We start from the raw sequence: 25,704 nt of genomic DNA, 5'->3' as shown, positions 1-25,704 counted from the left end.
ATTTCAGCGGTAGGAGGAGTGATGAAAGGCAGAAAGGATGGGTTGCTGTACGTCGGCCCGGCAACGGTATTTTTATTTCTCGTGGTGTTCGTGCCGCTGATGTATGTGGTCTACACGAGTGTCTGGGTGAATGACGGCTTGTCGCTTTCGGCCTATCGACGCCTCTTCGGCAGTGAACTCTTCCTGCGCACCTTGTGGTCGACGTTTCAGATCAGCATCAGCGCTTCGTTGTGCAGCCTGCTGCTCGGCTATCCCATTGCCATGCATCTCGCGAAGCAAACGCCGAAGAAACGGGCCCTCTACATGGTGCTCGTGCTGGTGCCGTTCTGGACCAGCATTCTCGTGAAGAGCTATGCATTCACGGTCCTGCTCGGCCGCGACGGGCTGGTCAACAAGCTGTTATCGGTCGTGTTCGCCACGCATGTCCAGCTGCCGATGCTGTTCAACCGCTTCGGCGTGATGGTCGGCATGACCAACTATCTGATTCCGTTCATCGTCTTTCCGGTCCTCGCGAGTTTGCTCGCTATCGACCAGTCGCTGTACCGCGCTTCGGAAATCATGGGCGCGAAGCCGCCGCGCATCTTCTTTCGCATCACGCTGCCGCTGTCCATGCCCGGTGTCGCGGCCGCGGCGCTGAGCACCACGGTCATGTCGATGGGCTTTTTCGTGATTCCCGCGCTGCTGGGCGGCCGTAAGGACGCGATGATGTCCAATCTCGTCGACTTCTACACGCGCGAAACAATGGACTGGAATATGGCGTCGGCGATCGGCGTGATCCTGCTCGGTATCGTCACGCTCGCGGCGCTCGGCGCGGAGCGGTTCCAGAAGCGCGATTCAAAAAAGGTGATGGCATGAGCACATCGATGCAAGCAGGGTTGCCGGCAGTCCGGCGCGGTGTCATGGTCGATGGGCTCGCGCGTCGTTACGCGCGGCTGCGCAACGTCATCGCCATTCTGGTGTACGTCTTCATTCTGGTGCCCACGCTCATCGTCATTCCGATTTCGTTCGGCGGCGACGGCGAGCTGACGTTCCCGCCGCGTGTGTGGTCGATGTCGCTGTATGTGCATCTCTTCACGTCGGATAGCTGGGTCGGACCGATCCTGCAGAGCCTGAAGGTCGCGAGTCTCACCACGGTCGTTTCCGTGCTCCTGGGCGTGCCTGCCGCATACGGGCTTGTGCGCCACGAATTCCCCGGCAAGCGCTTTGTGATGTTGCTGCTCATGAGTCCGATTCTGGTTCCCGTGATCGTGATGTCGCTCGGCCTCTATTTGTACCTGTCGCGGCTGCATCTGGTCGGCTCGACGCTTGGCCTCGTCGTGAGTCATGTCGCGTATGTCACGCCGTTCATGATGATGACGGTGATGGCCGGCGTGAAGAAGCTCGACCCGGCGCTCGAATTCGCCACCACGATCATGGGCGCGGAGCGCCACACCGTGTTCTTCAAGGTGGTCCTGCCGCAGCTTCGCCCGTCGATTCTCGCGGGCGCGCTGTTCGCGTTTCTCGTGTCGTTCGACGAGGTCGTTATCGCGTGGTTTCTCACGAGCCCCGAAACGACTACGTTGCCGGTGCGGATGTACAGCAGCATTCAATGGGATATTTCACCCGTGATCGCCGCCGTTTCCGCACTGCTCACATTGCTTTCGCTGGTTTTCTGTTGCGTGTCGGTTTGGCTTCAGCCGGCTGCGCCCGAATCGTCGCATTGAGGTTGGAGAAAAACATGTCACACGTTCTACTGGATAACGATGGCCGTCCGCTGCCAGGCATCGCGCAAGCGGCCAAGGAAGCCTCGGGCAGCGTCGCGGCGACGCAGCGCAACACTGAAGAGATGATCGTTTTTCGCGGCGTGAGCAAGCATTACGGCAGCGCGATTGCGCTGCACAGCACGGATTTTTCGATCCGCAAGGGCGAATTCCTGAGCCTGCTCGGGCCGAGCGGTTCGGGCAAGAGCACGATCCTCAACATTATCGCGGGCGCCGTCGCGCCGACCGAAGGCACCATCGTGCTCGACGGCAAGGACGTGTCGACCGTGCCGCCGCGCGAGCGCGGCCTTGGCATGGTGTTCCAGAACTACGCGCTGCTGCCGCATTTGAATGTGTTCGACAACGTGGCGTTTCCGTTGCGCATTCGCGGCGTCGCGAAGTCGGAGATCCAGCAGCGTGTGCGCAACGCGCTCGAGCGCGTCGGTCTCACGGGCTACGAGAATCGCAAGCCTCGCGAGATGTCGGGCGGCCAGCAGCAACGCGTGGGCATTGCGCGCTGTATCGTCTATTCGCCTTCGGTGATCCTGATGGACGAGCCGCTCGGCGCGCTCGACAAGAAGCTGCGCGACCAGTTGCAAGGCGAGATCAAGCGCTTGCACCGCGACCTCGGCACCACGCTCGTCTACGTCACGCACGATCAGGAAGAGGCGCTCAACCTCTCTGACCGCGTGTGCCTCATGAACGGCGGCCGCATCGCGCAACTCGGCACGCCCGACGAACTGTATTTCGAGCCCGTCAACGAGTTCGTCGCGGACTTCGTTGGCGAATCGAACCTGATCGAAGGCGTCGTGCAGGCCGAAGGGGTGGTGCGTGTTTCCGCGAATCGCGTGCTCAAGGTGCGCAGCACGCAAGGGCACGCGATCGGCTCGAAAGTCAAGGTGCTCGTGCGCCCGGAAAAGATCGACGTGGTGGAGCAAATGCAACCCGAGGACGACAACACGTGCACGGGCACGATTGCGCAGGTATCGTTCGTGGGCGGCATGACGCGCTTCGAGCTGACGCTCGCAGACGGCGCGACGCTGCTCGTGAAGGGTATTTCGGCGCGCGCCGCGGAGCGCGCGAACGTGGGGCAGCAACTGGCCGTGCGCTGGGCCGCGCGCGACGCCGTCGTGTTGAGGAAGTGAACGAACCATGAATCAAGCCATGATTATCGAGGCGATGCGCGAACTCGCGGGCGTCGCCAATGTGCTGGAGCGCGACGCCGACATGGCGCCGCATTTGATCGACTGGCGCAAGCGCCATTCGGGACGCGCCGCGTGCGTCGTGTTTCCGCGCGACACCGCGCAGGTGTCGCGTGTCCTCGCATGGTGCAACGCGCGCGGCGTGAAGGTGTTTCCGCAAGGCGGCAACACGAGCGTGTGCGGTGGCTCGGTACCGGACGCTTCCGGTAACAGCATCCTGCTGAATCTCGCGAAGATGAACCGCATCATCGAGGTCAACGCCGACAACAATTCGATGACCGTCGAGGCCGGTTGCATTCTGGCCGATCTCCAGCAAGCCGCCCTCGACGCCGACCGCATTTTTCCGCTCACGCTCGGCGCGGAAGGCTCGTGCCAGATCGGCGGCAACATCGCGACGAATGCGGGCGGCACCAACGTGCTGCGCTTCGGCAACACGCGCGATCTCGTGCTCGGGCTCGAAGTCGTGCTCGCCGACGGGCGCATCTGGAACGGCATTCGCACGCTGCGCAAGAACAACAGCGGCTACGATCTGAAGAACCTGTTCGTGGGCGCGGAGGGCACGCTCGGCGTGGTCACGCAGGCTGCGTTGAAGCTGTATCCGCGTCCGCGCGCGACGGCTACGGCCATGTTGGGCGTCGATACCGTGCACGCCGCCGTGCAGGAAGGGCTCAAGCTTCAAGCCGCTTTTCCGGGCGAACTGGTCGGGCTCGAACTCATCTCGCGCAGTGAATTCGAAATCTCGCTGCGTCATGCCGCGAAGGCGCGCAATCCGTTCGACAAAACGCCGGCGTGGATGGTGCTCGTCGAACTGGCGGCTTCGTCGGGCGACGATGAAGCAATCGCCGCGCGCTTGACGGATGCGCTCGCGCCGTCGTTCGAAGCCGGCGTGATCGTCGACGCGGTGGTGGCCGCGAGCGCGCAGCAGCGCGCGGACCTTTGGCACATCCGTCATCACGTGACCGAGGCGAATGGCCGCGAAGGCATGGGGCTCACGCACGATATCGCCGTGCCTACGTACCGCATTCCCGACTTCATGGCGGCCGCCGAGAAGACGCTCGAGGAGCACTATCCGCAGGCCATGCAAGTCGTGGTCGGCCATATGGGCGACGGCAATCTCCACTACATCGCCATGTTTTCGCACGAATACTGGGCGAGCGTTGCGGACAAGGCCGCTCTGCAGCTCGCGCTGAGTCATCGGCTTTACGACATCGCGGCGGCGATGGGCGGCACGTTCAGCGCGGAGCACGGCATCGGCTCGCTGCACGTGCCCGAGATGTCGCTCTACAAGGACGCGAACGAAATCGCCTTGATGCGGCAAATGAAGCACCTGCTCGATCCGAACGATACGATGAATCCGGGCCGTGTCGTGCCGGCAGCGTCACCCTCGCTTTCCGCGTAGTTACGCAGGCCGTTCCCCTCAACGTCACCGCAATGCCTCCCGCATGATTTCCCCGATCTTCGATTTTCATCGCGGCACCGTGCCGCTGCTCGTTTCCATTCCGCATCTGGGCACGGCCATTCCCGCCGATATCCGTGAGCAGTTGACCGACGTTGCCGGCGAAGTCGCCGACACCGACTGGCATCTCAATCGCCTCTACGCGTTCGCGAAAAAGATGGGCGCCTCGGTGCTGGGCGCGCGCGTGTCGCGCTATGTGATCGACCTGAACCGGCCGGCCTCGGGCGAAAGCCTCTATCCGGGCCAGACGACCACCGGCCTGTGCCCGACCGAAACGTTTCGCGGCGAACCGCTGTATCGCAATGGCGCCGGCCCCAACGCCGCCGAAGTCGCGCGGCGTCTCGACCGGTACTGGCGCCCGTATCACGCGCAACTGCGCGCCGAACTCGACCGCTTGACGGCTGAATTCGGCGCCGTGCTGCTGTGGGAAGCGCATTCGATCGCGAGCGTGCTGCCGCGCCTTTTCGAGGGCAAGCTGCCCGACCTGAACATCGGCACGAACAACGGACTGAGTTGCGACGCCGGCGTGCTCGACGCGATCACGCGCACGCTCGGCGCTCAGCCGTTCACGTGGATCGCCAATGGACGCTTCAAGGGCGGTTACAACACACGCGCGTATGGCGAGCCGCAGAAGGGCGTGCACGCGGTGCAGCTCGAAATGTGTCAGTCGACGTATATGAGCGAGACTTCGCCGTTTGAGTACCTGCCTGAAGTCGCGGGCGAGGTCGCGCCGGTGGTCGAGCGCATGGTGACGGCGGCGTTTGAGGCGGTGCGAGCGATGGGACGCTGAATGCGCGATCCAGGCTAATGAAAAAGCGGGCATGGCCCGCTTTTTTTGTTGGCGCATCGCACATGCCGCATCGCAGGCGCAAAAAAAGCCGTCTTCGCGAAGGCATCGAGAAGACGGCGAACCGGTTACTGCGTGAGGATTGAGACAGGAACAGGCAAGTAGCGCGGCGCGAACGCCGCGCAGCATTACAGCGCTTGAGCGAAGGCGGGCACCGCCTCGAACAGATCGGCAACGAGACCGTAATCGGCCACGCCGAAGATCGGAGCATCGGCGTCCTTATTGATTGCCACGATCACCTTCGAGTCCTTCATGCCCGCGAGATGCTGGATCGCACCGGAAATGCCGACTGCAACATAGAGTTCCGGCGCCACGATCTTGCCGGTTTGCCCGACTTGCAAATCATTCGGCGCATAGCCCGAATCGACGGCGGCGCGCGACGCGCCGATCGCGGCGCCCAGCTTTTCGGCGAGCGGATCGAGGCGCGCGAAATCTTCAGCGCTGCCAAGGCCGCGACCGCCGGACACCACCACACGCGCCGAGGTGAGGTCGGGCCGGTCGCTTGCCGCGATCTCGCGGCGAATGAACGACGAGAGGCCGCGATCGGGCACGGCCGGCGCTTCGGCGATCGACGCGCTGCCGCCTTCCGGCTGCGCCGCTTCGAATGCGGTCGTGCGGATCGTCGCGACCTTCACGGCGTCGCTGGATTGCACGGTGGCGATGGCGTTACCGGCGTAGATCGGGCGCTGGAACGTGTCCGGCGCGTCGATGGCGATCACGTCGGAGATTTGCGAGGCGTCGAGCTTCGCGGCCACGCGCGGGGCGACGTTCTTGCCGAACGCGGTGGCGGGGAAGAGCAGATGGGAGTAGTCGGCAGCCAGCGCCAGGACCTGCGCCGCCACATTCTCCGCGAGGGCATCGGCGAGATGCGGCGCATCGATCAGCACGACCTTGTCGACGCCCGCCACACGGCTCGCGGCTTGCGCCACGGCGCTCGCGGCATGACCCGTCACGAGCACGTGCACGCCGTTGCCGATCTGTTGCGCGGCGGCGATCGTGTGCAGCGTCGCGGGCTTCAGTTGACCTTCGCCATGTTCGGCGATTACGAGAGTTGTCATTCAGATCACCTTCGCTTCGGATTTCAGTTTTTCGACGAGCGTGGCCACATCTGGCACGATCACGCCGGCTTTGCGCACGGGCGGCTCGACGACCTTGAGCGTTTTCAGGCGCGGTGCGGGATCGACGTTGAGTTGCTCGGGCGTGAGCGTGTCGATCGGCTTTTTCTTCGCCTTCATGATGTTGGGCAGCGTGACGTAGCGCGGCTCGTTAAGGCGCAGATCGGTCGTCACGATGGCGGGCAGGCGCAGCGAGACGACTTCGAGACCGCCGTCCACTTCGCGCGTGACGGTGGCCGTGCCATCGCCGATTTCGATCGCGCTCGCGAACGTCGCCTGCGGCCAGTCGAGCAGGGCGGCGAGCAGCTGGCCCGTTTGACCCGCGTCGTCGTCGATGGCCTGCTTGCCTAGAATGACCAGTTGCGGCTGCTCTTTGTCGATCACGGCCTTCAGCAGCTTCGCGACGGCAAGCGGCTGCAATTCCACGGCGGTTTCCACGAGGATGCCGCGGTCCGCGCCGATGGCGAGCGCGGTGCGCAGCGTTTCCTGGCTTTGCGCGACGCCGCACGAGACGGCCACGACTTCCGTGGCATGGCCCGCTTCCTTCAGGCGCGTGGCCGCTTCGGTGGCGATCTCGTCGAAGGGATTCATCGACATTTTGACGTTGCCGATATCGACGCCGCTGCCGTCCGCTTTCGCGCGGACCTTCACGTTGTAATCGACGACGCGCTTGACTGCGGTAATCACTTTCATGCTGGTTTCCTCGGAATACTCAACGATATTCGTTCATGGTGATGCGACAGGCGATAACGTGACGAGCACGATGCGCGCGCCTGGCGTGGCGGGCGCGACGGCCAGCGGCGCGCGCACGTCGGCGAACGTGGCGTATTCGCCCGATGCGAGGCGCGTGTGTCCGGCTAAGCCGCCGCCGATATCGCACGCGCCATCGAGCGCCAGCACGAGCGCCACGCCGCCGGCGTCGACAGTCACGCTCGCGCAGAGCGGGCGCACCGCGACGCGATACTTTTGCGCCGCGCTCATCACGTTCAGCACCGTGACTGCGCCGCCCACGAGGCGCGCGTCCCACGCTGCGTTGCCCGTGTATTCCACGGCTTCGTTCGGCGTGAGCGACACTTCCAGCGCGCCTTCGCGCAGCACGACGCCTGCGCCGCGCAGTACGAACGACACGCGCGTCATGCCGGCAAAACGCGAGTACGGGCCATCGCGCTCGACTTCGGCGATGCTCACGCGCCATGCGTCTGCGTCTGCGTTTGCATTCGCGTTCGTGGCAAGCGTGCGTGTCACGCCGCCGCCGTTGCGCCACGCTTCGGGCGGCAGCGCGGCGAGCGCGCGCACGTTGACGGTGTTCATCGGCACAGGGTCACGCGGACTCACGACACGGCGCCAAGGCCGTATTTGCCCGTCAGCAGCGCGCCCGTTTCGAAGCGCTCGATCGAATACGGGTCGAGCGAGACATCGGTCGGCAGACCAAGCGCTTCCTGGGCGAGTACGCGGCCCACCGTCGGCGAAAGCTTGAAGCCGTGGCCCGAGAAGCCGTAGCCGACCACGAGGCCTTCGATGCCGGGCAGGCGGCCGAGCACCGGATTCCAGTCGGGCGTGACGTCGTAGACGCCGGTCCACGACGACGCGATGCCCGCCGTTTCGTAGGCCGGAAAGCGCTCGGCCACCTGCGCGCCGACTTCGACGACGTAGTCCATCGGAATGTCGCCTTGCTCGGTTTCGGCGGCGGCGAGCTTTTCGCCCACGATGCCTTCGCTCACCAGCATCTGACTGCCGCCGTAGCTGCGGTAATAGAGCATGCCGGGCGAGGCCAGGTCCTTGAATACCGGCATCGAGAACGTGTACTTCGCCGCGTCGCATTCGAGCGCGAGCACCGCGTGGCGTTCGGGCATCACGGGCAGGTTGCGGCCGGTCCAGCCCGCAAGTTCAGGCGTCCAGATGTTCTGTGTGCTGATGACGACGCCCGCTGCGAAGTCGCCCGCGCTCGTCGATACGCCGACCACGCGGTTGCCTTCGAACAGGATCTTGTTGACCGCGACGTTCTCGCGGATCGTCACGCCGCCGCGGCGCGCGGCGCGCGCGAAGCTGGTGGCGACGAGATACGCATCGGCGAAACCGGCTTCGGGCTCGTAGCCGATCAGCGCGGCGTCGTCGAAGCGGGCGATCGGCAGCAGTTCATGCGCGGTTTTCGCGTCGAGCAATTCGAGCGGCACGCCCTGGGCCTTTTGCTGATCGAGCGACGCGCGCAGCGGCTCGAGCTTGTCGCCTTCGCTCGCCACGATCATGTAGCCGCACTTCACGAGTCCACAGGACGCTTCTTCGTCGCCGAGATAGGCCGGGAAGTTGTTGAAGACTTCCCAGCTCTTGAGCGCGAGTTCCACGTTTTCCTTGACGGAGTAGTGGGTCCGCAAGATGCCGGACGACTGCGAGGTCGTCCCGGCGCCAATCGTGCCGCGATCGAGCACGAGCACGTTCTTCGCGCCGAGCTTCGCCAGTTGAAATGCGACGGAGCTGCCGATCACGCCAGCGCCAATCACGACCACATCATATTTGTCCACGGTTTCGCGTCCTTTCCTGAGCAAAGGGTATGGGGCGAAGTGTGAGACGCCATAAACCGCGGCGCGCCAATATAAGCAGGATCGATGCTTAGTAAAAGCGGGCGTCGCACTGCCGCCGCGCACAGGCCGTGCGCGCGGTATTCGGGCGCTATCCGCGCGGTTCTGGGTGGCGCTTGCCTTACGCGGGACTGGCCCGGTCGCATTCGCAGCGACGCGCACAGAATCACCACGACTGGACGCGCTCGCGTCGCCGCATTGAATTCACGCCATCGCAAGACCAACGCCGGCTTGATTGCTGCATAAGCGCCGGTGATGTCGCAGGCAACCGCTATCCGGCAACGTAGGATGGGTTTCAGGCCGGTCGTGCCGCTTCGCGCGGCGCGTGCCGGGAACTCCACAAGGCTGCGGCCCTTGCATGTGTGTGCGAGCCGCAGCCGTCCCGCACAGTCAGATATCGGTTGAAATGGACACGAAGAACTTCGCAGCGCGGTTTGGCCCGCGCGAATCGATGGAGTATGACGTCGTCATTGTCGGTGGAGGGCTGGCCGGTCTTTCCGCCGCCATCCGCCTCAAGCAGATGGCGCAAGAACGCAACGCTGATGTGAGCGTGTGCGTGCTCGAGAAAGGTTCGGCCATCGGCGCGCATACGCTCTCGGGCGCGGTCATGGACCCGCGCGCGCTTTCCGAGCTGATTCCCGACTGGAAGGAGCGCGGTGCACCGCTCGACGTACCGGTGACCGAAGACCGTTTTCTCTTCCTTTCCGAAGGCGGCGCGAGGCCGGTGCCCAACTGGCTGCTGCCCGATAACTTCAGGAACCACGGCAACTATGTCGTGAGCCTCGGCAATGTGACACGCTGGCTCGCGGAGCAGGCCGAAGCGCTGGGCGTGGAGATCTTCGCGGGCTTCGCAGCGGCGGAAGTGCTCTACGGCGAGCACGGCGAAGTGCGGGGTGTGGCGACGGGCAATATGGGCGTCGGCAAGGACGGCGAGCCGACTGCGAACTTCCAGCTGGGCATGGAACTGCACGCGCGCTATACGCTATTCGCGGAAGGCGCGCGCGGCCATCTCGGCCGCGAGCTGATCGGCCGTTTCAAACTCGACGAGGGCGCCGATCCGCAGGTATACGGGCTCGGCATCAAGGAACTCTGGGAGATCGATCCGGCCTTGCATCAGCCGGGCCTCGTGATACACACCGCGGGCTGGCCGCTCGAAAGCGACACCTACGGCGGCTCGTTTCTCTATCACCTGAACGACAACCAGGTGGTGGTGGGTTTCGTCGTGGGGCTCGGGTACACGAATCCGTATTTGTCACCGTTCGAGGAGTTTCAGCGCTACAAGACGCATCCGGCGATCCGGCGCTTTCTCGAAGGCGGCCGGCGTCTGTCGTATGGCGCGCGCGCCATTGCGGCGGGCGGCCTCATGTCGATGCCCAAACTCGTGTTCGCGGGCGGCGCGCTCCTGGGTTGCGAGGCGGGCATGCTCAACGCCTCACGCATCAAGGGCAGCCACGCGGCGATCGCCTCGGGCATGATGGCGGCGCAAGCGGCGTTCGACGCGTTGCAAGCGGGGCGTGGCAACGACACGCTCGAGGCGTACCCCGAGGCCTTCGAGCAATCGTGGCTCAAGGAAGAACTGCATCGTGCGCGCAATTTCAAGCAATGGATGAGCAAGGGCCTCTATCTCGGCAGCATGATGGTCGGCCTCGAGCAAAAGGTGCTGGGCGGACGCGTGCCATGGACGCTTCACCATCATCATTCGGATCACGAAACATTGCGGCCGGCAGCGCAGTGCAAGCCGATCGCCTATCCGAAGCCCGACGGCAAGCTCACGTTCGACCGGCTTTCTTCGGTGTTTCTCTCGAATACGAATCACGAAGAGAACCAGCCCGCTCATCTCACGCTCAAGGATGCGAGCGTGCCCGTGCGTGTGAATCTCGACCGCTACGCGGGGCCTGAAGCGCGGTTTTGCCCGGCGGGCGTCTACGAGTTCACGGGCGATGAAGGCGCGAGCGATCGCACGCTAGTCATTAATGCGCAGAACTGCGTTCACTGCAAGACCTGCGATATCAAGGACCCGACGCAAAACATCGTGTGGGTCACGCCCGAAGGCGGCGGCGGACCGAATTATCCGAACATGTAAAGCAAAAGGGCTCATCGTCGCGATGAGCCCTTTTTTCATGCGTCCCGGCTGTCACCGGGAGCAGGAACCGCGCGTGACGCTTACACGCCGAAACGCCACTCGCGCGTGGGCAGGTAGGTTTCCTTCACGACGCGCGGCGAGGCCCAGCGCAGCAGGTTCAGATACGAACCGGCCTTGTCGTTCGTGCCGCTCGCACGGCCGCCGCCGAACGGCTGCTGGCCGATCATCGCGCCAGTCGGCTTGTCGTTGAGGTAGAGGTTGCCCGCGGCGTTCACGAGCACGTCCTCGGCCTGATGCAGCGCGAAGCGGTCGGTGCAGAAGATCGAGCCGGTGAGGGCGTACGGGCTCGTCGCGTCGATCAGCGTGAGCGTGTCGTCCCATGCGTTGTCGTCGTACACATACACCGAGAGGATCGGCCCGAACAGTTCCTCGGTCATCAGCGCGTGCTTCGGATTGCTCACTTCGAGCACGGTCGGCTCGACAAAGTAGCCGGGTTCCGACCACGTCTTGCCGCCGCTCACGAAGGTGACAGCCGAGTCGTCCTTTGCCGCGGCCAGCACGCGGCTCAGCTTGTTATGCGAGGCTTCGGAAATCACGGCGCCCATGAACGTGCTGAAGTCGGCTACGTCGCCCACTTTCAGCTCGGCAAGGCGCGCGCGCAATTCCTCGCGCACGGTGGACCACAGGCTGCGCGGAATATAAGCGCGCGAGGCGGCGCTGCACTTTTGCCCTTGATAGCCGAACGCACCGCGAATCAGCGCGATGGCGACTTCGGACGGGTGCGCCGACGCATGCGCGAGCACGAAGTCCTTGCCGCCCGTTTCGCCCACGAGGCGCGGAATCGTGCGGAACGAGTCGACCTTGGACGCCACGCCCTTCCAGAGCGACTGGAACACCGCCGACGAGCCCGTGAAATGAATACCCGCGAGATCGGGCGAGGCCAACGCCACGCGTGTGGTGAGTTCGGCTTCGCCCGGCACGAAGTTGATCACGCCCGGCGGCAGGCCCGCCTCTTCGAGCGCTTCGAAGAAGATGTAATTGGCGAGCGCCGACTTTTCCGAGGGCTTCCACAGCACGGTATTGCCCATGATGGCGGGCGCCGTGGTCAGGTTGCCGCCGATGGCCGTGAAGTTGAACGGCGAGACGGCGTAGACGAAACCTTCGAGCGGACGCCAGTCGGCGCGGTTCGCGGCGGTTGCGACCGACATCGGCTGCTCCGCATACACGCGTTGTGCGTTGTAGGCGTTGAAGCGCAGGAAATCGATCAACTCGCAGGCGCTGTCCGGCTCGGCCTCTTCCACGGTCTTGCTCTGGCCGAGCATGGTCGCTGCGTTGATCTTCATGCGCGAACGCGTGGCGATGATCTCGGCGGCGCGATGCAGGATCGTTGCGCGGCTCGCGTGCGTGAGTCGGGCCCAATCTTTCGCCACGCGTTTGTTGCTCGCAATCGCTTCCTGGACCTGGGCTTCAGTGGGCCGGTGGATGCGGGCGAGCAGGCGCTGCGTGTCGTGCGGTGCGCGCACTTCGACGACGTCGTTCGAGAAGTAGCGCTTGCCGTCGATCACGGTGGGGATCTCGACCACGTCGCGCTGTTCGAGCGCCTGGCGCAACTCCGCTTGCGCTTGCGTGCCCGCGCCGAAATGCACTTCGGGTTCGTTCGCGGGCTGCGGGAATTGAGGACCTGAAATCACACTGGCTCCTAAGGGAAGGGGATTCGAAAACGCCGCCGGCGTAGCGGTTCGCATGCAGCGGCACGCCGCGCGCGCCGCTTTGCGCCGAAGGCGAAGCTCAGTGTCCAGACTAGTGGCAAGGCGGCAAACCGCGCGTTGCTAAACCTCGACTTATGCTTTGGATCGGCGAGGGTTATGGAAGCGGCGGAACATGCGGCCATCGCGCGGCGCGCATCATTGCTCGTCGGCGATACAGACATCCTCGGGCGCGAGCGCGAGCGCTTTGGCGATGTCGCGTGACACCTGGCGCTCGAACGCGCGCTTGAGCAGATCGTAGAGATCGGCGGGCAGATGGCCGAGTTCGTTCTCGCGCGAGGCGAGAAAGAACGAACGGCTCAGGCCCTGGTAAGCCCGGCCGTGCCGCGAGAACGACGAAAGCGCGACCACGCGCAGATCGGGCACGTAATGGCGCGACTGCCACAGACACAGCGGCGTGGTCACCGCGAAGCCGAGACCGGCGGCCACGAGACTGAGCATCGGGTCGGTGGCGTCGAATTCGCAGGTGCGCTCGATGTTTTCGGCGTTGGCGGCGAGATAGGCATCGACGTGTTGGCCGATGACCGAACGCGCGCTGTAGCGGATGAGTTGAAGCTGGCGGCTGAGTTCCGTGAGCGTCGTGAAGCGGTCCACTTCGAAGCTGCGCGGCAGCACGACCACGTAGGGCTCCGAAAACAGCTTCTGGCGGCGAATGCCGGGCACCTGCGAAAGCTCGGTGGTCGTCACGGCCATGTCGAGCTGGCGCGCCTCGAGCTGCGCGTCGAGCGTGGGCGTGATGCCCGACCACAAACGGATTTGATGCGACGTGCCCGCGAGCGCCTTGATGATGATCGGGCCGATGGTGGCCGCAAACGAATCGACGCATCCGAGACGCACGACAACGCGCTTGGCGCGCGTGACGTTGCGCACGGCTTCGACCATCTGGTCAGCGCCTTGCAGCAGCACGGTGGCATGTTCGAACAGGCGTTGACCGGCGGCGGTAGGACGCGCGGGGCGCGTGGCGCGATCGAGCAACGTGGTGTCGAGGATGGTTTCGAGCGCCTTGATGCGTTGTGAGACGCCGGCTTGCGAGATCGCGAGGCGGCTTGCCGCGTCTGAAATCGAACCCGATTCGACGACGGCCACCCAGCTTGCGAGTAAATCCCAGTCTGGATACTGTTCAGGTGCGCTTTCTTTCATGGTCGCCTGCAACGTGACAGCACGAATGCTAACACGGTTGCCTGAGCGTAAATATTAGGGAATCGCGCGTTGCCGTTACTTTGGCAGCCGGTCGGCGTGGGTTGACGTTGCGTGCGACGGCGCGAGCGTTGGCGCGCGCGGAAAGCGTGCGAGCGCGCCCTCGAGCGCATCGAGCAGCGCACTGAGCGTGGCAACCGCTTCGGCGCCTTCTGCCTGCTCGCGCTCGTATTCGAGCGCTGCCCGCCAGCGGCCCGCGATCTCCATTTCGACGGCGTGGATGCCCTCGTCGGGCGCGCCGTAGTGCTGCGCCGCGAACACGTCCGCGACCTTGCCGTTCACGACCCACGAGCGGCCGTGCTCGCCAACCGTATCGGTGAGCGCGGACACGAGTTGACGGTCGCACGAACGGCCGCGATTGCTGCCGACGTTGCAGTCGAGCGCGCCGCTCTGGTTGCGGTAAGGCGAGAGCCAGTAGCTCGCGTGCGAAACGAGCAGCAGCACGTTGGCGTGAAGGCTGCGCAAGCGTTCGATTTCCGCCGCCACGGCCGCATGAAAGGGACGCCAGTACTGTTCGACGCGGGCTTCGACCTCGCGCTCGGAAGGCGGGTGCGAGTCGTCGTAGAGCGGCTCGCCGCGCGAAGTGTGCGTGCGGCACAGGCCGCTTCGGCTCAGGCGCAACGATAGCGGACGGCTTTCCGTTGCCACGTTGAAGTCGATGACGCAAGGATGGTAGCGCGCACTGATCGTCGTGATGCCGCGCTTCGCGGCGAGGGCTTCGAGGGCGAGGCCCGCCGGATCGGCCATACGTCCCTCGATGGCGGTCCATGACGCGCTGCTCAGCAACTCGCCCGGAATCCGGCTGCCGCTATGCGGCGTGACGATGACAAGCGGTGAATCGGCACGAAAAACGTGCCCGAAAGCCAGGCTCTGCATGTTCAATACCCTCGGGTTCGCTTGCGCGCGTGTTTCGCTGGCAGCGGCGCGCCGGCCTTGAGCGCGGCGCGCGTTGTCCTAAGGTAGCCGAACCCGTTGCGAAACGCCGGTGCCTAAGCGGCTCTTTTCCTAACCATAAGCACCGCTTACGCAAATACGCCGGCGTTCGCGCGTTTTAGAACCGGTGCCGCATCCCGACAATCGCCATGACCTGGTTTTGCGTGGTCGAAGCGGTGAGGAAGTTGATGTTCGCGACCGCCTTTTCCCCCGTGGAATCGGTGCCGGATGCGTGCTGGTAGACCGCGTCGACGTACAAATCGGTGCGCTTCGAGAGGAAGTAATCGGCGCCCATCACACCCTGGTGATATGTCGCGCCGTTCACGCCATAGCCCTTGGTGTAGTCGTAAGCCGCGCCCAGCAGCAGCGCAGGCGTGAGCTGATAGCGGAAGTTCGCCTCGACATTGTGGAATTTCGCGTCGCCGCCGGCTCCCGTGGCAGGCAGCCCGGCGAGCGCGCCGATGTCCTTGAACTGCGTGTTGCTGTACGTGACGCCGAAGGTCGCGGCTTCGTAGGTATATTGCGCGCCCGCGACGATAACCTGCTGCGTTTTCGCCGACGCATAACCGGAGTAGACGCGGCTCGACGTCATGTTCGACGCCGTGGTGCTCGAGGTCGAGTTGTTGCCGAAGTACGAGTAGTTCGGGTCCCTGGCGTTGAGGTACGACACGCCGAGCACCAGAGGCCCGCGCGTGTAGTTCGCGCCGAGCGACCAGATCTGGTTGCGGGTGAAGTCGCCCGCCACGCCGCCTAGGCTGTAAAGCCCGCCGAACGTGAAGCCGCCGTAGGAGAGGCTCTTGTACTTGATCGCGTTGTTCACGCGGTTGGTGCCGTTCAGGTTGTCGAGGTCGCCGGGATGCGCGCCAAAGTACGGCGACCACACGTTCGCCGCTTCGAACATGTACGTGAAGTCAGTGATCGAATCGTACTGGCGGCCGAGCGTGATCGTGCCGAGATTCGCCGACGACAGTCCCACGTAGGCCTGGCGTCCGAATTCGTCGCCGCCCTGGCCAAGCTTGCCGGTCGCCACGTTGAAACCGTTTTCGAGCACGAACAGCGCCTTGAGCCCGCCACCCAGGTCTTCGTTGCCGCGCAAGCCCCAGCGGCTGCCCTGGATATTGCCGCTGCTCATCTGATACTGGCTATGGCCGCCGGCATTGTTGGCATAGAGGACGCCGACATCGATCAATCCATATAGCGTGACGGAGCTTTGGGCGTGCGCAGCGCTAGCGAATGCGAGCGCAATAGCCGCTGCAAGAAGGTGTTTTTGCATGTGAAGGTCTCTGCGGTTGAAAGAAGAACGAAGCCGGCGAAGCCGTTGGCGACGCCATGCGCTCGCAGAGTAGGTAGGTCAAAAAAATCGGCCGCGAAACGATCGGCGGATCTTATTCAGATAATAAGAGGGGGTGATATTCGCGTGACAGCATGCAATGACGGGCGATCTTCGGCTCTCGTGCTCGCGCGCGTGAGCATCACGGGCCGTTAATTTCTTTATCACGTTTCGTGATTGATTTCGCGTGCGGCCGCATTCTGGATGACGCTGACCGACTCTGGCGATACACGCCGCGGCCGTGCTTCGCTTGAACGAATCGTGGCGTCATTGATCGAGGGACGTGCGCCCTGCGCATCTGCTTTACGGACGGTAAGAATGAGAGAAGCACAAGGTGACGCCAGCACGCTATTGCTGCAAGAACCGCCAGACGATCGCACGGGCAGCGCGGAATCGAACCTTCCTCTTGACACGCCCGGTCACGCCGCGCCACTACCGGCCGCTCCGGCCGCTGCCTCGCAAACCCCCAGCGAATACCGAACCCTTGCGGGACTGCTGCTCGGCGCGGGCTTTCTGATTCTCGGCAATGGGCTGTTCCAGACGCTGATTCCGCTGCGTCTCGTGCGCCACGGCGAATCCACGCTCATGGTGGGACTCATCCAGTCGTGCTACTACCTTGGCTTTTTGCTCGGCGCATTTACCGCGCGACGTTTAATCGACCGGTTTGGCCAGCATCGGGTCTTTATCGCCTTCGCCGCGTTGGCCGCGATTCTCACGCAAGCGTTCGGAGCGTTCGACTCGGCACCGACGCTCGCGTTGATTCGTCTCGCGACCGGCTTCGCTTTCATGGGCCTGTTTTCGTCTATCGAAAGCTGGATTCAGGGCACGGCGTCGAATGCCAATAGAGGGCGCATATTCGGCACCTACTCCACCGTCAACTATTTCTCGCTGTGCGCGGGGCAATTATTGCTGAATATCGGCAGCCCGGGCGCTACAACCGGATTTGCGCTTGCCTCTGGACTTTTCTCAGCGGCGATCATTCCTGTGGCGTTGCTGTCGGGCTGGCCCAGGACGGCGAATAGCGGCGCGATTGAACCGTTGCGCGGGCATAGCTGGATCGAGGTCCTGCGAGCGTTGACCCGTGCGACGTCGCTTGCGGTGCCGGGCTGCATTCTCGCGGGGTTTCTCTACAGCAGCTTTTTTTCGTTGATGCCCGTCTTTCTTGTGCGTTCCGGCTTCGCCACGACCAATCTTTCGCTATTCATGGGCGTCTGTCTACTCGGCGCGTTGTTTACGCAGCGGCCGATAGGGCGGCTTTCCGACCGTTATGCGCGGCGTGTGCTCGTGTTCCGGATAGCGTTGCTATCGGCGGCGCTGAGCGTGGCGCTCGTCGTACTTCACGAAGGTGCGTTTCTCTGGATTGGCGCCATTGCGTATGTCGCGGTGACGTTCACGCAGTATGGACTTGTCGCGGGCGACACCAATGACCGTATCGATCCGCAATTGCGTGTGGCGATCTCTTCGCTGTTGCTGGTGCTGTTCTCATTGGGCGGCATGACAGGGCCTGCCATCGCATCCATGTTCATGACCGTGCTGGGCGCGAAGGGCCTTTTCGCTTTCAATGCATTTTCGTGCCTGGTACTGGCGTGGGCGGCGAAAGGCAGTCGCAAAACAATGCGCTAAGTGAACTTAGGGCGGTGCCCACCGCAAAGCGACAATTTGCGCTCAGCCCGGCCTCTCGCCGCCAAGATCGACTGTGCTCACAAAGTCCTCCGTCACGCGAGGCAGCGTGCGGCCGCGCTTCTTGACGAGCGCGATCGGGCGCACGAATGCCGGATCGTCAATCGGCCTAGTGACGAGGCCGCGCTCGGCATGCACTTCACGCGCCGATTCCGGTAGAACCGAAATCCCCAGGCCGCCGCGCACCATCGCAACGGCGGTCATCATGTACATCGGCTCGCACGCGATATCGGGCGTGCAACGCGAGTTCGACAGCGCGGCATCCACCACCGCGCGCACGCTGGTTCCCGGCGCGGTCAGCACGAGCGGCATCGAAGCGAAGTCGTCCACCGTCACCGTGCGCTTGCGGGCAAGCGGGTGGGTCTTCGGACACACGATCACGAGCCGGTCCTCGCCCGTCTGCAGAACATCGAGCGTCGCATCGACGCTGTGGCCGCCCGTCAGGCCAATATCGACCTCTTCATTGCGCACAAGTGCGTTGACGGCGCTCGCGACGACATCGCGAACCTGAAAGCGCGCCTGTGGCACGCGTAGACGAAACGCCTGAATGAGTTCGGGGAGCGCGCTGGCCGCGAAGGTCGGCAGACACGCGAGCCGCACCGTGCCGCTCGAACCGTCGCCGAGGGCGCGCGCGTCCCGCAGGGCCTGCTCCATGTCACTGAGCGACCGCGTCAGGATAGGCAGCAATTCGCGTCCCGTTTGCGTCAGTGCGACGCTGCGGCTGTTGCGATCGAACAGTCGCGCGCCCACGGTTTCTTCCAGACGCCGAATCTGCACGGTCAGCGCGGGCTGCGACAAATGCAGCCGGGCCGCCGCGCGCGTGAAGTTGCCCGCGTGCGCCACGGTCACGAAAGCTCGAATGTCGCGGAGATTGAGATCCATAACAAACTGTGATTGCTGCGATCAATTCATTTCAATTGCGTTATTGCACCGCCGAACTTACGCTGGTCCGCACTAAAAGACAAGACTGGAGACACAACATGCTGCCTTTGCTGGGGCTCGTGACGATCGTGGTGTTGCTGGCCGCGATTCTTTCAAAACGCATGTCGCCGCTCGTCGCGCTCATCATCGTGCCGATCGCCGCGTCGCTGATTGGCGGATTCGGCTTGCAGACGAGCAAATTCGTTGTCGACGGATTGAAGAGCCTCGCGCCCGTCGTCGGCATGTTCGTGTTCGCGATTCTCTATTTCGGCACGATTACGGACGCGGGCACGCTCGATCCGATCATCGACCGCATCCTGCGCACGGTCGGCACCAAGCCGACGCGTATCGTGGTGGGCACGACACTGCTCGCGCTGCTCATACACCTCGACGGCTCGGGCGCCGTGTGCTTTCTCGTCACGATCCCCGCGATGCTGCCGCTGTACGAGCGCCTGAATATGGACAAGCGCGTGCTCGCGGCGGCCGTTTCGATGGCGGCGGGCATCAACTTCCTGCCATGGACGGGGCCGATGATCCGCGCATCGGCGTCGCTGCATCTGCCTATTTCCGCGCTGTTCAACCCGCTGATTCCGGTGCAGGCAATCGGCCTCGTATTCGTGTTCAGCATGGCCTGGTGGCTCGGCTGGCGCGAGGAGAAGCGCCTCGGTTATTCGTCTGCGAACGGCGCTGTGCCGGTGCCAAAACGCGAACTCACGCCCGAGGAGCAAGCGCTGCGCCGCCCGCAGAACTTCTGGTTCAACATCGTGCTGACGATCATCGTGCTCGGCACGATGGTCGTGATGGGCGAGAAGATTCCGCCCGCGATCATGTTCATGGTGGGCCTGTGCATCGCGCTGATGGTGAATTACCCGAACGTCGACATGCAGCGAAAGCGCATCGACGCCCATGCGCGCGCCGCGCTGATGATGGCGGGCATCCTGCTTGCAGCCGGCGTGTTTACCGGCATCATGCAGGGCAGCGGCATGCTCAAGGCGATGGCGCAAGCGGCGGTCGGCTTCGTGCCGCCATCGTTTGCGGGGCAGATTCCGGTTGCGCTCGGCGTGCTGTCGATGCCGCTCTCGATGCTGTTCGACCCCGATTCGTTTTATTTCGGCGTGCTACCGGTTATCGCCGAAGTCGCGTCGCAGCTGGGCGTGCCGGCGGTGCACATCGGCCAGGCCGCGCTGCTCGGCCAGATGACTACCGGTTTTCCCGTGAGTCCGCTCACGCCCGCGACGTTTCTGGTCGTCGGCCTGTGCGGCATCGATCTCGCCGATCATCAGAAGTTCACGTTCCCGCTGCTATTTGGCGCATCGATCGTCATGACGATCGCGTGCGTCGTGCTGGGTGTGTTTGCGTTGTAAACAGGAGTCATTGACGTCATGAACCGGACCGAATCACCGAAACGCGTACGCATAGGCGCGGGCGCTGGCTACTCGGGCGACCGCATCGAGCCCGCTGTCGAACTCGCGGAGCACGGCGCGCTGGACTACCTCGTATTCGAATGCCTCGCGGAACGTACGGTCGCGATCGCACAGCAGACGCGCCGTCACCAGCCCGAGCTTGGCTACGATCCGCTGCTCGAAGCGCGCATGCGCGCCGTACTGCCGGTCGCCGTGAGCCAGCGCGTGCGCATCATCTCGAACATGGGCGCCGCCAATCCGCGCGCTGCGGCGACCAAGACCGCGCAAATTGCGCAGGAACTTGGCCTGAGCGGACTGAAGATTGCGGCCGTCACCGGCGACGATGTGCTCGATGTCGTCCTGCAATCCCAACTGCGCTTCGAGGAGTCCGGCGACGATGTGAGCCGCTACACGGACCGCATCGTCTCGGCGAATGCGTATCTCGGCGCGGCGCCGATTGTCGAAGCGCTCGCGGCGGGCGCGGATATCGTGCTGACGGGGCGCGTCGCGGACCCGTCGCTGTTCGCGGCGCCGCTCATTCACGAGTTCGGCTGGCGCATGGACGACTGGAACACGCTCGGGCAGGCGACAGTCGTCGGCCATTTGCTCGAATGTGCGGGGCAGGTGACGGGCGGCTATTTCGCCGATCCCGGCGTCAAGGACGTAGCGAATCTCGCGCGGCTAGGTTTTCCGATTGGCGAGGTGAGTGCCGATGGAAGCGTCGTCGTCACGAAGGTGCCGCATGCGGGCGGGCGCGTGACCGAGGCGACATGCAAGGAGCAATTGCTCTACGAGATTCACGATCCACAACGCTACTTTCAACCCGATGTCGTCGCAGACTTCACCGAGGTTCGCGTCGCACAGAAGGCACATGACCGCGTGCGCGTGACAGGCGGACGCGGCAGCGCTCGAACCGGCACGCTGAAGGTGTCGGTCGCATATGTCGACGGCTACATCGGAGAGGGGCAGATTTCCTATGGCGGGCCGGGTGCGCTCGCGCGTGCGCGGCTTGCGCTCGACATCGTGCGGGAGCGTCTGGCGATCACGGGCGTCGAGACGAGCGAACTGCGCTTCGACCTGATCGGCGTGAATGCGCTTTATGGCGATGCCCTTGCGGCCCATCATGAAGAACCGTACGAAGTGCGCGTTCGCGTGGCGGGGCGCGCGGCGAACGCAAAGGAAGCGGCGCGCATCGGCAACGAGGTCGAAACGCTCTACACCAACGGGCCTGCGGGCGGCGGCGGCGTCACCAAATCGACGCGCGAGGTGCTCGCCGTGCAGTCCGTGCTGCTGCCGCGCGAACAGGTGAGTGCGGCTTTCCAATTTGTCGAGGCAAGCGATGAAACTGCGTGAACTGGCCCACGGCCGCACCGGCGACAAAGGCAATACGCTGAATATTTCGGTGATCTGTTTTGACGCGAAGCACTACGCCCATCTGCGCAACGTCCTCACGCCGGAGCGCGTCAAGGCTCACCTCGCCGACGTGGTCAAGGGCGACGTCGTGCGCTATGAACTGCCGCTTCTCGGTGCATTCAATTTCGTGCTCGGCAACGCGCTCGGCGGAGGCGTCACGCGCTCGCTGGCGCTCGACGCGCATGGCAAGTCGATGAGCATGGCGCTCCTCGATATCGAAGTGGACGACCTTCCCGAGTGAGCGAAAGGAGGCGCGCCCGTCGAGAGACGGGCCGCCTCCCTTTGAAACGGGCTCAAACGAGCCGCTTAAGGGTTCACCCCAATGTCGATTCGCGCGTCAAAATTTGTATGATGACCCGATGACATGGCGAATCTGATGATATGTTCGAGAAAATTCCCACGCGGGCGCTGAGCGACACCGTCGCGCAACAACTGCTCGCCCAGATCGACAAAGGCACGTTCGCGCGCGGCGGCAAGCTGCCGACCGAAGCCGTGCTCGCTCAGGAGTTCGGCGTGAGCCGCACGGTAATCCGGGAGGCCATTTCGCGCTTGAAGAACGAGGGCGTGGTCGAGCCGCGCCAGGGCAGCGGCGTCTACGTATCGGCGCATGGCGCGATCCGGCCGCTGCGCATCGACTATGCGGAAGCGATGGAAGGCGGCTCGGTCCTGCAGATTCTCGCGGTGCGCCGCGCGATCGAAGCCGAAGTCGCGGCGGAAGCCGCGATGCGCCGCACCGATGCCGACATGATGGCCATCGACGCCGCGCTCAAGAGGATCGATGAAGCCGTCGCCGAGGGCCGCGACGGCGTTGCCGAAGACGTCGCGTTTCATCGCGCGATTGCCACCGTAACGGGCAATCCGTACTTCCTGAAGACGCTGACGTTTCTCAATCAATACCTCGAAGCGGGCACGGTCGTCACGCGCCGCAACGAGGCGCTGCGCGAAGACTTCTCGCGTCAGGTGCGCGACGAACACGCAGCGATCGCCGCGGCAATCCGCGCCGGCGACCCCATGGCGGCGCGCAACGCCGCGCAAACCCACATGTACAACGCGGCGCGCCGTTTGGCCGAAGCCGGTATCTGCTGATTTGCAGACGCGTTCGCCAGCGCCATGCGCGGCGCGCTGTCTGCTGCATTGTTCGTAGAGGAAAGGGTATGTCGAGAAATGTCGGAGTGATCGGTCTGGGTGCGATGGGCATGGGTGTCGCACGTTCGCTGCTGCGCGGCGGCTTCAACGTCCATGCGTGCGATGTGCGCCGCGAAGTGCTCGACCAGTTCGTCGCCGACGGCGGCACGGCTTGCGCGAATCCTGCCGAGCTTGGCGCGCAGTGCGACGTGGTCGTCACGCTCGTCGTGAATGCCGCGCAAACGGAAACGGTGCTGTTCGGCGAGCACGGCGCGGTCAAGTCGATGAAGCCAGGCGGCGTGGTGATTGCGTGCGCAACGGTTGCGCCGGACTTCGCCATTGACCTCGGCCGTCGCGTGGAAGCGGCCGGCCTGCACATGCTCGATGCCCCCGTGTCGGGCGGCGCGGCGCGCGCCGCGTCGGGCGAAATGACCATGATGACGTCCGGGCCCGCTGCCGCATACGCCGCGTGCGAAGACGTGCTCGCCGCGATGGCGGGCAAGGTGTATCGGCTGGGCGAGCAGCACGGCGCGGGCTCGAAGGTGAAAATCATCAACCAGTTGCTCGCGGGCGTGCACATCGCCGCCGCCGCCGAGGCGATGGCGCTGGGTCTTCGCGAAGGCGTGGATCCCGACGCGCTCTACGACGTGATCACGCATAGCGCCGGCAACTCGTGGATGTTCGAGAACCGCGTGCCGCACATTCTCAACGGCGACTACACGCCGCTGTCGGCCGTCGACATCTTCGTGAAGGATCTCGGCCTCGTGCTCGATACCGCGCGACGCTCGAAGTTTCCGCTGCCGCTCTCGGCGGCCGCGCATCAGATGTTCATGATGGCCTCGACGGCGGGCCACGGCGGCGAAGACGATTCCGCCGTCATCAAGATTTTCCCGGGCATCGATGTCCCGGCGAAGCGGTAAGCGAGAAGGGCGCAACGACATGACGAACCTGAACGCCTCCGCCAGCAAGCCGCTGCTCGGCTGCATCGCCGACGACTTCACGGGCGCGACCGATCTCGCGAACATGCTGGTGCGCGGCGGCATGCGCACCGTGCAGACGATCGGCGTGCCCGCCGCCGACACGCGCATCGAAGCCGATGCGCTCGTGGTCGCGCTGAAGTCGCGCACGATCGATGCCGCCGACGCCGTGGCGCAGTCGCTGGCCGCGCTCGAATGGCTGCGCGCGCAAGGCTGCCGCCAGTTCTTCTTCAAGTACTGCTCGACCTTCGATTCGACGGATAAAGGCAACATTGGGCCCGTGGCCGACGCGCTGCTCGACGCGCTGTCGCGCATCGACGGAACCGCGCCATTCACGATCGCTTGCCCCGCGTTTCCGGAAAACGGCCGCACGATTTATCGCGGGCATCTGTTCGTCGGCGACGTGCTGCTGAACGAGTCGGGCATGGAGCATCATCCGCTCACGCCGATGACGGACGCGAACCTCGTGCGCGTGCTGCAACGGCAGACGCACTCGAAAGTCGGCCTCGTACGCTATGACGCGGTGGCGCAGGGCGCACAAGCCGTACGGGCTTCAATCGACACGTTGCGCGCCGACGGCGTGCGCATGGCGATTGCCGATGCGGTCTCCGACGCCGATCTCTACACGCTCGGCGAAGCCTGCGCGGACCTGCCGCTGATCACGGGCGGCTCGGGCGTCGCGCTCGGTCTGCCCGCGAATTTCCGCCGCGCCGGTTTGCTCGCCGATGCCGCCAACGCAGGCGAGCTGCCGCGTATCGACGGCGCGTCGGCAGTGCTGGCGGGCAGTGCGTCGAAGGCGACGAATGCCCAGGTGGCCGCCTGGCGCGAAACGCGCCCCGCGTTCCGCATCGATCCGCTCGCGGCGGCGCGCGGCGAGCCTGTCGTCGAACACGCGCTGGCCTTTGCACGCGAGCACATGAACGCCGCGCAGCTGCAACCCGTGCTGATCTACGCAACGGCGTCGCCCGACGAAGTGAAGGCGACGCAGCGCCAACTCGGCGTCGCGCAGGCGGGCGAGCTGGTCGAGCGCACGCTCGCATCGATTGCGCGCGGTCTGCGCGATCTCGGCGTGCGCAAGTTCGTTGTCGCCGGTGGCGAGACCTCGGGCGCAGTGGTGCAGGCGCTGGGCGTCGACATGCTGCGCATCGGCAAACAGATCGATCCGGGCGTGCCCGCCACCGCCACGATAGGCGGGGAGCCGCTTGCGCTCGCGCTCAAATCCGGCAACTTCGGCGCGGTCGACTTCTTCGCGAAGGCGCTGCGTCAGCTTGACGGAGACGCGCAATGACGGCAGCCATTCACACGAGCGGCGAAGCCCGCGTCCGCGAAGAAATCTGCGTGACGGGCGCAAGCCTGTACGCGCGCGGTTACACGGTCGGCAGCGCGGGCAACATCAGCGCGCGGCTCGACGACGGCTGGCTCATCACGCCGACCGACGCCTGCCTCGGCCGGCTCGATCCGGCGGAGATCGCGAAGGTCGACCTGAATGGCAACGCGGTTTCGGGCGGCAAGCCGTCGAAAACGCTGGCGCTGCATCGCGGCGTGTACGAGCGTAACCGCGAAGCGCGCGGCATCGTGCACACGCATTCCACTCATCTCGTCGCACTGACGCTCGCAGGCGTCTGGAGCGACGCCGACGTGCTGCCGCCCATCACGCCGTACTACGTCATGAAAGTCGGCCACATTCCGCTGATTCGCTACCGGCGGCCCGGCGATCCGCAAGTCGCACAGGAGATCGCCGCGCTCGCAGAAAGCGTGCGCGGCGTGCTGCTCGAACGGCTCGGGCCGGTCGTTTGGGAGCGCTCCGTTTCGCAGGCTTCGTACGTGATCGAAGAACTCGAAGAGACGGCGCGCTTGTGGCTGATGACGAACCCGCGTCCCGCGCCGCTCAGCGACACCGCGCTCGAGGAGTTGCGCACGGTCTTCGGCGCGCGCTGGTAG

23 protein-coding genes are annotated in these 25,704 nt (G+C 64.3%); 14 read left to right on the top strand and 9 right to left on the bottom strand.

Annotated elements, in window-relative coordinates; genetic code table 11:
* Positions 1–21: 21 nt before the first annotated feature.
* Genes U5A52_RS37430 through hutG form a run of 5 tightly spaced genes read left to right on the top strand, consistent with a single transcriptional unit; the run spans position 22 to position 5,187 of the window.
* On the top strand, positions 22–855 hold the full coding sequence (locus U5A52_RS37430; RefSeq protein ID WP_321939097.1) for an ABC transporter permease: 834 nt from the start codon (positions 22–24) through the stop codon (positions 853–855).
* Complete coding sequence (locus tag U5A52_RS37425; RefSeq protein ID WP_321939095.1) at positions 852–1,703, top strand: ABC transporter permease; 852 nt, start codon at positions 852–854, stop codon at positions 1,701–1,703. The genes U5A52_RS37430 and U5A52_RS37425 overlap by 4 nt, the downstream gene beginning before the upstream one ends.
* Positions 1,704–1,717: 14 nt before the next feature.
* Positions 1,718–2,884, top strand: coding sequence for an ABC transporter ATP-binding protein (locus U5A52_RS37420; RefSeq protein ID WP_321939093.1), 1,167 nt, complete (start codon positions 1,718–1,720; stop codon positions 2,882–2,884).
* Between the two features lie 7 nt (positions 2,885–2,891).
* Positions 2,892–4,340: an FAD-binding oxidoreductase gene (locus U5A52_RS37415; protein WP_321939091.1), complete on the top strand. Its 1,449-nt coding sequence runs from the start codon at positions 2,892–2,894 to the stop codon at positions 4,338–4,340.
* Positions 4,341–4,383: 43 nt separating this feature from the next.
* Positions 4,384–5,187, top strand: coding sequence for an N-formylglutamate deformylase (hutG, locus tag U5A52_RS37410; RefSeq protein ID WP_321939089.1), 804 nt, complete (start codon positions 4,384–4,386; stop codon positions 5,185–5,187).
* Between the two features lie 185 nt (positions 5,188–5,372).
* On the opposite strand, the gene U5A52_RS37405 is transcribed toward hutG, so the two are convergent.
* Genes U5A52_RS37405 through U5A52_RS37390 form a run of 4 tightly spaced genes read right to left on the bottom strand, consistent with a single transcriptional unit; the run spans position 5,373 to position 8,878 of the window.
* Positions 5,373–6,302, bottom strand: a complete 930-nt coding sequence (locus U5A52_RS37405; RefSeq protein ID WP_321916317.1) for an electron transfer flavoprotein subunit alpha/FixB family protein — start codon at positions 6,300–6,302, stop codon at positions 5,373–5,375.
* The gene (locus U5A52_RS37400; RefSeq protein WP_321916316.1) at positions 6,303–7,052 is read right to left on the bottom strand and encodes an electron transfer flavoprotein subunit beta/FixA family protein; all 750 of its coding nucleotides are present in this window, start codon (positions 7,050–7,052) and stop codon (positions 6,303–6,305) included. It abuts the gene before it with no gap.
* 33 nt (positions 7,053–7,085) lie between these two features.
* A complete protein-coding gene (locus U5A52_RS37395) occupies positions 7,086–7,694 on the bottom strand; it encodes a HutD family protein (RefSeq protein WP_321939087.1) in 609 nt (202 codons plus the stop codon).
* Positions 7,691–8,878, bottom strand: coding sequence for an FAD-binding oxidoreductase (locus tag U5A52_RS37390; protein WP_321916312.1), 1,188 nt, complete (start codon positions 8,876–8,878; stop codon positions 7,691–7,693). Before U5A52_RS37390 ends, U5A52_RS37395 begins: the two co-directional genes overlap by 4 nt.
* A 463-nt stretch (positions 8,879–9,341) precedes the next feature.
* On the opposite strand from U5A52_RS37390, the gene U5A52_RS37385 reads away from it, so the two are divergent.
* Entirely contained in the window at positions 9,342–11,018 is a 1,677-nt protein-coding gene (locus tag U5A52_RS37385) for an electron transfer flavoprotein-ubiquinone oxidoreductase (protein ID WP_321939086.1), read from the top strand.
* Between the two features lie 80 nt (positions 11,019–11,098).
* On the opposite strand, the gene pruA is transcribed toward U5A52_RS37385, so the two are convergent.
* From pruA to U5A52_RS37365, 4 genes are all read right to left on the bottom strand, one after another.
* Positions 11,099–12,709 carry an L-glutamate gamma-semialdehyde dehydrogenase gene (pruA, locus tag U5A52_RS37380; protein WP_321939085.1) on the bottom strand — a complete coding sequence of 537 codons (1,611 nt, stop codon included), beginning with the start codon at positions 12,707–12,709 and terminating at the stop codon, positions 11,099–11,101.
* Between the two features lie 213 nt (positions 12,710–12,922).
* Entirely contained in the window at positions 12,923–13,924 is a 1,002-nt protein-coding gene (locus tag U5A52_RS37375) for a LysR family transcriptional regulator (protein ID WP_321916307.1), read from the bottom strand.
* Between the two features lie 75 nt (positions 13,925–13,999).
* The gene (locus tag U5A52_RS37370; RefSeq protein ID WP_321916306.1) at positions 14,000–14,857 is read right to left on the bottom strand and encodes an N-formylglutamate amidohydrolase; all 858 of its coding nucleotides are present in this window, start codon (positions 14,855–14,857) and stop codon (positions 14,000–14,002) included.
* 175 nt (positions 14,858–15,032) lie between these two features.
* Positions 15,033–16,187, bottom strand: coding sequence for a porin (locus U5A52_RS37365; protein ID WP_321939083.1), 1,155 nt, complete (start codon positions 16,185–16,187; stop codon positions 15,033–15,035).
* A gap of 375 nt (positions 16,188–16,562) precedes the next feature.
* Between U5A52_RS37365 and U5A52_RS37360 the strand changes: the two genes are divergently transcribed.
* A complete protein-coding gene (locus tag U5A52_RS37360) occupies positions 16,563–17,867 on the top strand; it encodes an MFS transporter (RefSeq protein ID WP_321939081.1) in 1,305 nt (434 codons plus the stop codon).
* Positions 17,868–17,909: 42 nt separating this feature from the next.
* On the opposite strand, the gene U5A52_RS37355 is transcribed toward U5A52_RS37360, so the two are convergent.
* Positions 17,910–18,806: a LysR family transcriptional regulator gene (locus tag U5A52_RS37355; RefSeq protein ID WP_321916301.1), complete on the bottom strand. Its 897-nt coding sequence runs from the start codon at positions 18,804–18,806 to the stop codon at positions 17,910–17,912.
* 98 nt (positions 18,807–18,904) lie between these two features.
* Between U5A52_RS37355 and U5A52_RS37350 the strand changes: the two genes are divergently transcribed.
* From U5A52_RS37350 to U5A52_RS37320, 7 genes are all read left to right on the top strand, one after another.
* The gene (locus U5A52_RS37350; protein WP_321916299.1) at positions 18,905–20,209 is read left to right on the top strand and encodes a citrate:proton symporter; all 1,305 of its coding nucleotides are present in this window, start codon (positions 18,905–18,907) and stop codon (positions 20,207–20,209) included.
* Between the two features lie 18 nt (positions 20,210–20,227).
* Positions 20,228–21,601: an acyclic terpene utilization AtuA family protein gene (locus U5A52_RS37345; protein ID WP_321939079.1), complete on the top strand. Its 1,374-nt coding sequence runs from the start codon at positions 20,228–20,230 to the stop codon at positions 21,599–21,601.
* Positions 21,588–21,902, top strand: a complete 315-nt coding sequence (locus U5A52_RS37340; RefSeq protein ID WP_321916297.1) for a hypothetical protein — start codon at positions 21,588–21,590, stop codon at positions 21,900–21,902. The genes U5A52_RS37345 and U5A52_RS37340 overlap by 14 nt, the downstream gene beginning before the upstream one ends.
* Positions 21,903–22,042: 140 nt before the next feature.
* Positions 22,043–22,747 carry a FadR/GntR family transcriptional regulator gene (locus U5A52_RS37335; protein ID WP_321916296.1) on the top strand — a complete coding sequence of 235 codons (705 nt, stop codon included), beginning with the start codon at positions 22,043–22,045 and terminating at the stop codon, positions 22,745–22,747.
* A 68-nt stretch (positions 22,748–22,815) separates the two neighbouring features.
* On the top strand, positions 22,816–23,706 hold the full coding sequence (gene ltnD, locus U5A52_RS37330; RefSeq protein WP_321916294.1) for an L-threonate dehydrogenase: 891 nt from the start codon (positions 22,816–22,818) through the stop codon (positions 23,704–23,706).
* A gap of 28 nt (positions 23,707–23,734) precedes the next feature.
* Positions 23,735–25,051, top strand: coding sequence for a 3-oxo-tetronate kinase (gene otnK, locus U5A52_RS37325; protein WP_321939109.1), 1,317 nt, complete (start codon positions 23,735–23,737; stop codon positions 25,049–25,051).
* Positions 25,048–25,704, top strand: a complete 657-nt coding sequence (locus U5A52_RS37320) for an aldolase (RefSeq protein ID WP_321939077.1) — start codon at positions 25,048–25,050, stop codon at positions 25,702–25,704. The genes otnK and U5A52_RS37320 overlap by 4 nt, the downstream gene beginning before the upstream one ends.

The sequence above is a fragment of the Paraburkholderia sp. J8-2 genome (assembly GCF_905220195.1).
GTDB lineage: Bacteria > Pseudomonadota > Gammaproteobacteria > Burkholderiales > Burkholderiaceae > Paraburkholderia.
The sequence above is the reverse complement of the archived record's forward strand: the minus strand, read 5'-3'. Positions and strand labels throughout refer to the sequence as shown.